Genomic DNA, 12308 nt, shown 5'->3' with positions numbered 1-12308 from the left:
TGGATCAGATAACATACTTCAAAGACACTTCTGGAAGCTTGAACAAAAAGATAAAGAGTGTTTTATCTTCGCTGTACAATAATGAGAGGGGCAGCGTTTAAATCATTATTGGAGTTCACCATGAATTTCTTTGAGCAGTGGTGGGATATACTTCTCTTCATTCTCTTCTCAAGCATCCTTACCTTCATTAATATCCCACTCTGGCGAGCCAGAAAATCAATCCCTTCTTTACAAGACTTACCACAAAAACAATCTGGAGCATCAATCCTTGCCAGTGCTAACAGTGCTGCAGTCAGTGCGGTGAGTGTCCTGATTTCCGCCTCCCTTGTCTTTATCCAGCTAGAATTGAAGTTAAAAAACAATGTACGCCATGATGTACTGGATCATACCTTTCGGGCAGTGCTCTGGTTCCTGTTCTCTTTATTCATAGGTCTCATTTTAACCTGGATGAATGGAACACACAGCCAATTTAAAAATATTGCCGCAAGCATTTATATCTCTCTCCTCTTTGGCTTCCAACTCCTTGCGATCGTTATTGGCGTAGGGCGCATATTGCTGGGAGTATATACTGCTATCTATAGATAATCATAGCAAACACCACTGGAGAGATGCGTGCAACTCTGGATGCCACCATCCAACTCGAACTTGCCAGAAAGTCCCTTACAGGATGGACCCAAGCTATTCCTTTTCTAGTGAGAAACAGGAGGTGAGGGGGTATGTTTCCGCCAGATCCAGATGGTGCCATTTCCATACGCGTCATGGTAAGGAAGTTTCGAGACTAAATCATAGTTATGGTCTTTCGCAATTTCGCCACTGATATACTGTGCCAACGAGACGTTATATCCAAAACTCAATTCAACCGCATCAAAATAGCCATCTTGTAAGGCTGCTTGATATGCAGGTCGACCGGTCAATAGCTGATGCGTTCGATCGGTATATTGGAAGAAATCGAGACTATTCCATTGCCAGGGAGCACTTACATGCTGCAAGTAGTAACGAGAAACATCATAATCCTCTGACAGATAATGGCCGCTTCCGGGGCGTGTCTGCGTCTCCATCGTATAAGTCATACTGGTACTGGTAATCCATTCATTGTACATATACTCAGCCTGCTGCAAGCCCAGAGAAAAGATGACCAGAAACACTGCCAGGCCAACCAGCCAGTGATAATTGGAGAAGAAACGGCGCTGGTATTTCGCCAGTGAAGCTACGGCGTATCCCATCAGGGGCGCCAGAAAGAACATACCAAAGGCAAGGTGCTTATCCAGCGATATCAGTTCTCCCTTATAAAGGTGATATGCCGGTGCTAAGAGAGCCGATGCGAACAGAAGCAGTCCCAGCCAGAGGCGCTTGCGCCCGATGAGTAACAAGCCCAGGAATCCCACCACCAGCGCAATCCCGCTCAACTCAACAATATGCGTGAGCAGGATACTCGGAGAATTATAAATGGTGGCGACACGATTCGTCGTTGTCGCGCTAATGCCAGTCAGGACATCTTTACTCAAAGAGAGTAATCCTACAGCAGCAACCAGCGCAAAAGACAATAATGCCAGGATCACGCGTAGCAGCATGGCCCGCATCCCCTGACTGATCAGGGAGTAAAACAAGAGTAATCCGAGTACCGAGGGAACAAACAACATACCAGCGTATTTAGCGACAATTGCCAGGAATAAAAGGGGTCCAATCAGCAAAGCTCCCCAGGGGGTACGCGCACGAGCGACGTGCATACTGAGAGCTGCCGCTATTGCCAGACAACACAGACATAAGGCATCATAGGTCGCCAGACGCCCCATAAACAAGACTGGTGCTTGAAAAGCGAACAGGATAGCAGCCCAGAGAGCACAGTTGCGATTAAACAGCCTCTGGGCCACCTGATACGCACAGAAGGTTACTATCAGCATGCAAAACAAGCTAAAGGCCCGCGCCGCTTCAACGCCACCGAAATGATCCAGCACTCCACCAATTACAGGATAGAAATAGGGAAAGCCAGAGAAGTATTGCGCATAGGGATCAATGACTTTTGTTCCCGTCATCCAGCTATGCACAATCTGCTTGCCCGCAAACAGATAGAGGGCCTCGTCCTGGAATGCGGTATTATGCAGTGTAATAAGTGAGATCAGTGCCTGCAAACAAAGGATGGCAGGTAACGACCAGCGCGAGGCAACAACTTTTGAGAAAAGTTGTTGCCGGGTAACCTTTTTTGTTTGCAATACACCTGTAGATGTCTTTGAAAGCGTTTCTAACACAGTGACTTATCCTTTATTGTTCTATTGCGACTTAATGGGTTACCGATGAGCGGTAGTTTTTGCGATCTGCAGGCTTGAAACAATATGCTGCCAGGCTTGCTCAGATGAAGGATCTGACAAGATTGACCATTGCTTATTTTGCGCCGCTGTTGGATTGATGGCTGGTGATCCTTCGTGATAAATCAGAGCATAGACATTCGGTTCCGCGTCGACTGCATTACCAACTTTAGTTAACCAACTAGCTTTTTGGGCTGCATCGCCAGCCGCGCTGACCTCAACAATAATCGGTGTATGCTTATAATGGGCAGTCACTGCTTGTAAAGTTTTAGCAGGATCAACCCATTTAGTTTTGGGATAGCTGATCATACTGAGCAGTACAGCATTGATTGAAGACACTGGTGGAGCATAGACGGTATCATGAGCGGGATCAGCAGGCGCCCAGATCCAGGCCACATTATTGGCCTGCATAGTATGGAAGATGGATTGAATGTGATTCCAGGCTCGCGGTGCATCCTGTGGAATACCACCATTAGCTACCGCAGAGGAAAGCGCCCAGTTACGATCCACATGGAGCAGAGCAGTCAGGTAAACCGGCTTTCCATAATCGCGAATACTCTGAGCCCAGCGTTGCAAATCACTATCATGTAATCCATTGGCAATTGCTGACAAACTGGCATCAGCAGGAGGTTTGCCATTCGCCCCAAAAGTTCCAAATTCTAATGTAATCCAGGGGCGTTCATTGTGCGCCACTAGAGTATTGGCCCAATCCCGATTAAACAGATCATGTACATCCTGGGTACGGCCAACAATCGAAAAGTGTGTATTTAAAGTCTGTTCTAATACTGCCGGGCGCTGTTGCAACAATTGCACTGGCAACGAAACACCTGTCAATGGAGTGGTCGTCGAAACCGAAGCAATCGTAAATGGAGTTGCCTGCGACACATCAGGATGAATAATACCACTTCCAAAGACCAGACAGGCTAGAGCCAGGGCTGCCAGTACATTTCCCAGCGGGCGCAGGCCACTTTCCCTACCATGCAAACGAGAGGGATAATCTTTCAGATGAGCCAATTCCATTTCCTGGCCGGCCCGTTTCTGGAAACGCAAATCGCGGATACCCAACCAGAGAAAACTGATCAACATACACATCGAATAGACAATCCACATTTCACTGATCAACATCGAAGCCTGTTGACGGCTCTTAGAGACTACGGTCAAGCCAATACAGAAGAGACCTGCCAGCAAGAACACGACATAGATCAGGAGATGATTGTATGAGCGTTTGTTGGTGCGGCTCTTAGAGGTCACTGAGAAACCGACTTTACGCTGTAAGATAACTGAGAGCAAGCTTTCGAGGAGTACCGGAAAACTGCCGAAGCCAATCACAATACCGCGTAAACCTGTAATTCCTCGTCCCGCATACCAGAGTGAGACCAGACTGACGATCCAATAGGGCAGAAAGTGCCAGGCGAAAGCGAACAGAGTTGAACCTCGCACAGCCGGAACAGCGGTTAAGACGAAGAGCATTGGACAAATCAGGTAGATAAGATCGCGTACTCCACATAAGTAGTGGGTGCAAGCCAGAAGGTACTGAATACGCTGCGCGAGACTCAAACCATTTTTTCTAGGCAGAAAGATGTCGCGCCAGTTCGTACGCAACACACCAAGAGTACCAATCGCCCAGCGGCGCTGCTGCTTGAGATAAGAAGGAAGATCCAGAGGACCCATGCCAGTTGCAAGGACATCTGTCAGGAACACGCTTCTCCAGGTAGGATGTAGTGCAATCGAGGCTGAAAAATCCTCTGTCACTGAATCCTGTGGCAGACCACCAATCTGATCTAATGCACGCGCACGCAGTACCACATTGGTTCCACAGATAAACGCAGAATTGAGCGATGCCTTCCCAGGACAGAGAAGATTATAAAACATCGATTGTTGGTCATCAGCCCAGCGCGCCACCGGATTCTCAAGATTGCTATAATATTGTCCGGTCTGGACCCATCCAATACTGGGATCACCAAAGGCGGGGACCGTCTTCAGTAAGAACTCGGGCCTGGCAATCTGATCAGCATCGAAGATAACTAATAACGCATTATCTGTCGCCTTGAGGAACTGGCGCGCATGCTCAATATTTCCAGCTTTCGCACCACCACCCACCGTTCGCGTCACACAGACAACACCTATACGCCGTGCCAGATGCTCCATCTCTTCCCAATTTGGATTCTTCGCGACGTAGCCATCATTACAAATGACAATCGTAACCTGACCATGTGGATATTGTGCAAGATAACGCGCCCGAGCCGCCAGAGCTCCTTTAATTGTTGGCTCAAGAATGGAGGCACCTTCATTGACCGTGGGAATGAAGATATAGACAGGGAAGCGTGTGGGATCTTCAGTCAAGCGTAAGCGTGGATGGGGCCACGGCCACAGCGTATATTGAAAACCCAGGGTATGAATGGCTCCCATGGTCTCAGCAGCCAACAATGGAATAGCAATCCACCAACCACTCCAGTTTGTCACAGCAAAGCGCCAGCTCAGATAATCGATGCTAGCGATACCTACCAGCATACCAAGCAACATTGGCATTAATTTCGAAACAGTCACATGTTTATGATTGAGGACACTAAAGCCCACAAACAATGCACCAATAACAACCCAGGCACCTGGCAGAGTGAGACTAATCCAACCAATCGCGATAACCACTGCGACCAGTGAAAGCGTCGTGACTGCTCGCCCACGCAGGGACGTATCTTTCACTGGATGAGGAATAGGAGGTTCCATCAATAGAGAAAGGGAGTCAGGAAGCGGCGCATCCTTCACAGGGGTCGCGGGGAAAATGAAGCGATTAATACAGGTGAAATTGAGTAAAGCCAGCAAGGCAAAAGTCAGTACGCTGATCGGTTGCCAGATCGCTGGCAACGCATTAGCCAGCAGAACGAGTAGTCCCATCAAGAGGACATTTGTGATGACCAGACCTGCACACTTCCAGACACGTCCAGCGGATGGAACCTCTTTAAAGAGCCGCCACATGTGTTGTAAGGCGGTAATTCCCTGTTTAAAATCGGCCTTACTTTGTCCATGTTCACGCTGCTGAAAGTGATAGGGAACCTCAACCAGGCTATTCCACTGACAGCGGACCAGAATCTCTAACAGAATTTTATAGCCAATAGGCCGTAGAACTACGTCATTGAGTAATGAGCGTCTGAGTAGAAAAAAACCGCCCAATGGGTCAGAAACTCCGGCTAAATGGTCCGGAAATAAAATCTTAGCAGTAGTTTTCAGCCCAATCGAGAAGAGCAGACGACTCACGCCATCCAGGCCACCAGTACTGCCGCCTTTGATATAGCGACTTGCAAGTATCAGGTCCACATCTTGTTTGACTGCCTCATCATAAAAGATGCGCAATTGAGCTGGAGGATGTTGCAGGTCAGCGTCAATCACCGCCACATAGCGCGCACGCGCACTTCTAAGTCCAAGATCAACCGCAGTCGCTAAACCACCTGCCCGGGCCGGTCCTTTTGCACGATGCTCAACGCGAATATGGAAGGTGGGTGTACCCAGAATCTGGGTAATATTTTGAATAACAGCCGGGGTATCATCATCACTATCATCAACAAAAATAACTTCAACCCGCACGCCAGCCAGAGCATCTTTCAAAATTTGCAAGAGAGGTCTGACATTATCACGCTCATTTCTGGTCGGAGTTACTACAGTCAAATCGTATAAGTCGTTCTTCTGTTCAGTCTCCGCAAAGGCTGCATGTGACTTACGCCGCACCACCTTTGTCTTTTGCGTAGGAAGCATCGTATTGACGGTATCTAAAGAAAGGGTCGCAACCTCCGCAAAATCCGGCGCAGCTGCTATCTTTTGCGTAGGAAGCATCGTATTGACGGTATCTAAAGAAAGGGTCGCAGCCTCTGCAAAATCCGGCGCAGCTGCTATCCCTGTCAGGGTAGCCAGTTCAGCAGGATCGTCTTCAGGAATAACTGGATGAGCAGTATGACCTGATATGCGGTCAGCCGAAATAGCAGTTTTGAGTTTAAGCAAATGAGAATTTTTGGAACTTTGGCCTTCATCTGCGTGGTTTACAGGAGATGAAAAAGGCTTCTTGATCATCTATTATCCCTCATACATTAAAAATTAAAGTTTAGTGCACTATAAGAGTGCATCCAGTTCACTATACATCTACCCACAAGACACATTATAAAAAAACACACAGTGCTAGAGTAAAAAATGAAAACGAAAATTGAGTGCATGGCGTTTGACGCTGCATGACACATTATAAGGACCAGGAAACCTCCAGCCCTGTACAAAAACGTCGTTGTGACAGGGGTGGCTGCAATGCCGGAAGAGTGTAGGAAGCGAAACGCGAGACAACGCGGTTCGGGAGGCGGCTATGCCTGAGGATAACACATCCAGGAATAGACAAGCCAATAATTATTCATCAGTAAGCGTATTTTAAGATTTTTTACCCATCCACAAAGTGACTAAAAAATAACATAGATATAAAAGAATACATTAGCACACCCAAAGAAGCCTCCCCATTAATCAATCCCGTTTTATTCATATTTACTAGTAACCTTATGTTTATATTTACCATGAATATCCACAGTTGTCAATACTCTAGGATTTATGTAAAAAAATCAGCAAGAATAGGTTACTTTCCCATTCTTCAAAAACATGCCATACAAAACACCAATTACATTTATTGCAATAAGCTACAGCGTTGATTTAAATTTGCATTCATTTTTGTATAGGTAATGCTTCTTTCCATTTTGTTGTTCGATTAAATTACTGGAAAGCACGTATCCATAGCTTAAGTATGTGGCTTATATTCTTCAATCATTGCCTGAAAAGCAACGAGTTGAGGATATGGCATGCCCGTTAAAGGATTGATCATATCGAGTGAACCATAACCTGCATTACTGGCAAGATCAAATTGATTAGCCAGAGCAATCCCTGCCTTTGCCAATGCTTGAAGAGAAGAGGTTGTAAAATTCTGCATAAAAGCATCATTATGTGGTGTCTGGCCAGGCTTCCAACTATAATTCCATTCAGTAACCGCCAGGGGAAGGCTATAGCCCACAGTTTGCGTAACCGCCTTTTTCACTTGTTGCGCCACCTGCGTATAATCCTCAAAATGTTGGGGACAGGTTTCAATAGACTGATCAGTACAGGGGTAAAGATGATAACTTACCGCATCTGGTAGATTACCAGCTGCTTTCACCAACTGCAAAAAACGTTGAATATAAGAAATATCGCCATAGGCAACCACCGGACCAATAAAAGCCGCATGGGAATTAATAGCACGCAATTGAGGAATATGCTGATTCCAGGTATGGGAATATGCAGTTACATTTGGGCCACCATTATCTGGCTCATTCTCCCATTCGTAAAGATTGCAACGTTGTCCAAGCATTTGTACGACCTGTAAAGCATCTTGCGGACGAAGAATGCCCAAACAGCGAGCCCCGATCTCTTCTATCACAGCCACTCGCTGTAAGGCATCCTTACTGGTCAGAGGAGTCCGAATCACAGTAACACCGGCTGATTTTACTGTTGCACGCACAGCAGGATTATTCCCCATATTCTGACTGGACCAATCCCAGGACGCATCATTAGCACCAAACAATAGAGAAGAAGTACCAGACCACTTTTGTTGACCAGGAAGAGGACGAGGAACATAAGGCACATGCAGCGATGGTATTGGTGAAGGAGTCACCTTTACCACTGGAGGGGTTAGTCTGGCAGGAACGATGCGAGACACGGACGAACTATAACCCGTAAATAAAACATATACGACGATAGCAACCTTAGCAATAGAAAGGAAAATCGACGGCGATTTTTTTCTTTCATCCATAGTTATTTACAATCCAATCCATTTGTCTGCATTGTCTCTAGCAACGTATAACTATCCCATCTAGCAATGATAATATGCATTCATCCTCATCACCTATGGAACCGGATAGGTCTGAAGCAGAGGGTTTCTTATAAAAATAAGAGCAGGATCTATCGAATAAAATAAAAATTTGCCAATAAGAGAAAACTGTCACAGTTATAATACAACAATTGCGCGATTCAATTTAAAGAATTTGCAACTACGGCTTGCATTATAAATACCCTTTATACATAACGTATAGATAGCTCATTCTTAACTCCATGCTACCATAATATGACTTCTTAACCAGCCCTTCAATTTTCAATCGTTGTGTTCCATCAAGTATAGCTAACCGATTAATCCATGCTGCTAAATATGCCCTGACTGCATTTCGGGCTGTATCTCGTATAGGTCAGCCCGAAAATCACTACTGCTTATACGCCAGATTTACCTATCTCTACCACTTTCTGTGTTGTGATAAACTGAATTATATTGTCTTTTTTCTATATATTACTGCTTTCATTGAATGTAAAGGGATTGAAAAAACATGATCCAGGCACTTGTGCTGGCACTATTTCAGGGACTTGGGCTGGGTGCGAGTCTTATTGTGGCTATTGGTGCGCAGAACTCTTTTGTATTGCGTCAGGGAATTAAGAAACACCATGTCTTTGTGGTTGCAAGCTTATGTACTTTATGCGACGCTGTTCTCATCTCGCTTGGTATCGGAGGATTGGGAGTCATCATTTCCGCCTTCCCTCCTCTGACCATCATTGCTACCTGGAGTGGGGCCTTATTTCTGCTCGTCTATGGATTTCGGGCATTCAGGGCAGCATTAGCTCCTGAAACACTTGAGGGTAACGCGACATCTGCCCAGCCAGTTCGTTTACGTGACACGGTGCTGACAGTCCTTGCATTCAGCCTGCTCAATCCCCATGTCTATCTCGATACGGTTGTGTTGATCGGGAGTGTTGGAACACATTATCACTCGCTAGATCGTCTTTTCTTCGCTATTGGAGCAATGCTTGCCTCACTCATCTGGTTTTTCAGCCTGGCCTATGGAGCCAGATGGCTGGCACCCTTATTTCGTCATCCCCTGGCCTGGAAAGTACTTGATGGCATGATTGGATGTATCATGTGGATCATTGCAGCTTCACTTATCCGGGTTGGAACAGGTCATTGAAAATGACAAAAGTGTAAAACTATCTTTCGGCTTGAAAAGTTGAGTCGCACAAGATATGTTTTGCAAAACACCAGGCAGAATGGTAGCACAATAACTACTCGCTTCTGCCTACTATTTACCGCTTACAATCTCCACCTCCTGAGCGGATTGTATACCCTCGGTGACTTCTTGCGCATTCGCTTTGCTAGATCTGAAATGCCTCCACGCTCCCACTTCATCCTCATTTCCCATCCACCACCAGAGCGCACCTCCAACAAGCACTACCAAAAGCGGCTCGATGGGGGCACGATAGCGTGGGCTACCATAAAAGGCGATATTTTGCAAGATGGTCAGGACAATTACAAGATACACGATCACCAATAAATGTTTCTTGCGCTTCCAGGTGACCACAAGTCCCACTGCCGCCAGCAGGAAGACAGGAATCGAGGCAATTGGTATGAGGTAAAACATAATCTGTGAAGAGGGGCGATTTTGAATTTGTTCAAAAGGGAGACCATGGGCATAGAGATAGGGGGTCCACATGTTGAGTACATGCAGTCCAAGCAAAATAGGGACCTCGCTTAGATGGGTGCGCATCCAGATGAAGGCTTTTGCAGTATCACTCTGCTCGTCAGCCAGAGTGTAATCATGAAAGTCTGGATTGATAGTTTTTTCTGGTGGCGCCCACATTCCACGAATAACATTATGGCCCAGTAAAACATTATCATCATAATTTCCAACCAGGGTCGTGCCAATGGCTGAGACAGGGAAAAATGTATGTGTCACCAGATAGTTGCGATAGAACCAGGGAACGTTCAGCAGCAAAGCAACGCTGAGCAAGATAAAAACGTTCTTGACAGCTACCCGCCAGAGCAATACTTTGTGTGTTATCAGGAAAACAGCCCATATACAGAGGAGACCAATCAGAATAGAACCCGTTGGACGTGTCAGAAGGGTCAATCCGAGAAAAATTCCACCCACGATGATCCATCTCCACTCAGTTCGCGCGACAGTCAAAAATGTTTTGCCGGTCCCAGGATTCTCCGCTAGCATGTGCTGCTGTAAGCGATGAAGCGAAAAGATGAGCGCAGTCAGACAAAAGGTATACAAGGTTTCTGTGTAGAGCCATCCAGTCCAGACAAAGAGACCAACGTATGTGGCGGCGATGATGCCAGTAATTAGAGCAATCCGTTTGCCAAAAAGATCGCTGGCGATAAGATAGGCAAACACGCATGTTATTGAGTCCAACACGCAATAAAGCAAACGAGCATACTCATTATGCTCTCCCGCAAAGAAATAAATAGTCGCAAGAATAAATGGCCAGAGCGGTGGGCGAAACGTCGTTGAGTGATGCAAAGCTCGACAATAACAATGTATATGTATAAGATTATTTGCCAGAATATTATATACACCAGCATCAAAGGTAGGAGTATAACTATCCGCGACCGTGAGATTGTAAAAGACGCGCACGAGTAAAGCCAGGCAGAAAACGCTAATGGCTGGTATAGGTTGTTTGATCGATCGCATGCGGATCTACTTTCTCTGAAAATTATAAATTCATTTTTAATGCATTTTACACCATATATCCCTATTTTTTCAACCTTCAAATTCACAGCGCAATATATATACAGTAGTAGCTTCCAGCCGATCATTTTCAACATTCTAATTTACTTAGTACACACTGCCATAAAACCGAACTCCACAGGCGATTGCTCGCCGTGCACAGTTAATCGAGATTTCACATACTCACCCCGACTGGGGCACCAAGAGACTAGCCCACATCTTGAACCGCCATGAGAGTTGGGTACGGAAATGGCGGCGACGCTGGAACCAGACTCATGTCCTCAAAGATGCTCCCCGGCCCGGTGCACCACGCCGATTTTCTCCAGAGGTCCGAGCACAAGTGACAGCGTTGGCATGCAGTTTGCCGCGCTCTCACGGTCTGCCTTTCAGCCGTTGGAGTCGAGCCGAACTCGCCCGCCAAGCGGCTCGCACTCCTTCCCTTCTCGCTCTCTCCGACAATACCGTCGGCAGCCGAGAAGATCCGCCTCTGGCGCTACCATAGTTGGCAGCACATCCAGAAGCCGGAGGAGTTTCTTCAACGCGCTCGCCCAGTGATGAAATACCATTTCTTTGTATTTTTAAAGCGAGTGTTCGGCCATGACTTCCGCAGAGCGTTCGAGCGCAGCGAGAGCGGCCTCTGGTCTGTGTAGGGCGAGAGCAACGTAGAGGGCATCGATCACGCTGAGATGAGCAATACGGCTAGTCATTGACGCTGTGCGAAAAGCCGTCTCGCGAGCAGCCGTAATCAGCGCGATATCAGCAAACTCGCATAACGGCGTCCCAAAATGGCTGCTGAGCAGGATGATCGTTGCCCCCTGCTGACGAGCACAGTGCATGGCTGCCAGGGTATCGCGAGTCTGGCCGGAATGCGAAATAGCAAAAGCCACAGCACCTGCTGGCAGACGACTCGCTGAAACCGCCTGCATGGCAGAATCCGTGACCACAGTAGCAGGCAGGCCGATACGTACAAAACGATAGTAGGCATCCAGGACAATGGGCAGAGACGAACCGATTCCGTAGAACTCGATACGCGTGGCCTGCAACAGCATCTCCACGGCGCGGGCGAACAACTGCTCATCCAGCACTGCCAGTGTATCAGCAATCGCCTGGATGTCAGATTGCAACACCTTCCGCGCTACCACCCCAGGCTCATCCTCAGGCAGAATGTCCTCGTGAATGCGTTGCAAGGGCTGCGCGTGTTGAGCTGCCAGAGCCAGCTTGAGATCACGCAAGCCGTGATATCCCAATGTGCGACAGCAACGCACAATCGTCGCTTCGCTGACCTGGATGCGCTGTGCCAGCGCTTGCACAGAGAGATGGATCGTCTCTTCTGGGTACTGATCAATAAACTGCGCCACGCGCTGTTCAGTTTCAGTGAGCGTATACGAAGCCGCTCGCAAGCGAGCCTGAACACCTTCAGGCACCAGCGGAGGTTGCTGTGACATAGTTCCGTCTGCTCCCA

8 protein-coding genes are annotated in these 12308 nt (G+C 47.2%); 3 read left to right on the top strand and 5 right to left on the bottom strand.

The annotated features are described in order from the left end of the window. Positions 1–120 precede the first annotated feature (120 nt). The gene (locus tag F1593_RS02895; protein ID WP_149400067.1) at positions 121–585 is read left to right on the top strand and encodes a hypothetical protein; all 465 of its coding nucleotides are present in this window, start codon (positions 121–123) and stop codon (positions 583–585) included. Positions 586–689: 104 nt separating this feature from the next. Here the strand turns inward: F1593_RS02895 and F1593_RS02890 are convergent, their stop codons facing one another. From F1593_RS02890 to F1593_RS02880, 3 genes are all read right to left on the bottom strand, one after another. Then, entirely contained in the window at positions 690–2246 is a 1557-nt protein-coding gene (locus F1593_RS02890; RefSeq protein WP_149400066.1) for an ArnT family glycosyltransferase, read from the bottom strand. 39 nt (positions 2247–2285) lie between these two features. Beyond that, positions 2286–6293, bottom strand: coding sequence for a glycosyltransferase (locus F1593_RS02885; protein WP_172631819.1), 4008 nt, complete (start codon positions 6291–6293; stop codon positions 2286–2288). Between the two features lie 769 nt (positions 6294–7062). Continuing rightward, positions 7063–8106: a hypothetical protein gene (locus F1593_RS02880; RefSeq protein WP_149400064.1), complete on the bottom strand. Its 1044-nt coding sequence runs from the start codon at positions 8104–8106 to the stop codon at positions 7063–7065. Positions 8107–8671: 565 nt separating this feature from the next. On the opposite strand from F1593_RS02880, the gene F1593_RS02875 reads away from it, so the two are divergent. After that, positions 8672–9304, top strand: a complete 633-nt coding sequence (locus F1593_RS02875; protein ID WP_149400063.1) for a LysE/ArgO family amino acid transporter — start codon at positions 8672–8674, stop codon at positions 9302–9304. 111 nt (positions 9305–9415) lie between these two features. Here the strand turns inward: F1593_RS02875 and F1593_RS02870 are convergent, their stop codons facing one another. Continuing rightward, positions 9416–10810 carry an ArnT family glycosyltransferase gene (locus F1593_RS02870; protein WP_149400062.1) on the bottom strand — a complete coding sequence of 465 codons (1395 nt, stop codon included), beginning with the start codon at positions 10808–10810 and terminating at the stop codon, positions 9416–9418. A 181-nt stretch (positions 10811–10991) separates the two neighbouring features. Here F1593_RS02870 and F1593_RS02865 point away from each other — a divergent pair, with 181 nt between their 5' ends. Beyond that, the gene (locus tag F1593_RS02865) at positions 10992–11348 is read left to right on the top strand and encodes a helix-turn-helix domain-containing protein (RefSeq protein WP_149400061.1); all 357 of its coding nucleotides are present in this window, start codon (positions 10992–10994) and stop codon (positions 11346–11348) included. Between the two features lie 76 nt (positions 11349–11424). On the opposite strand, the gene F1593_RS02860 is transcribed toward F1593_RS02865, so the two are convergent. Beyond that, entirely contained in the window at positions 11425–12291 is an 867-nt protein-coding gene (locus tag F1593_RS02860) for a MurR/RpiR family transcriptional regulator (RefSeq protein ID WP_149400060.1), read from the bottom strand. Positions 12292–12308: the final 17 nt, after the last annotated feature.

Origin of the sequence: Dictyobacter arantiisoli (genome assembly GCF_008326305.1) — a bacterium.
Taxonomy (GTDB): domain Bacteria; phylum Chloroflexota; class Ktedonobacteria; order Ktedonobacterales; family Ktedonobacteraceae; genus Dictyobacter; species Dictyobacter arantiisoli.
This window is presented reverse-complemented; position numbering and strand designations above follow the sequence as displayed.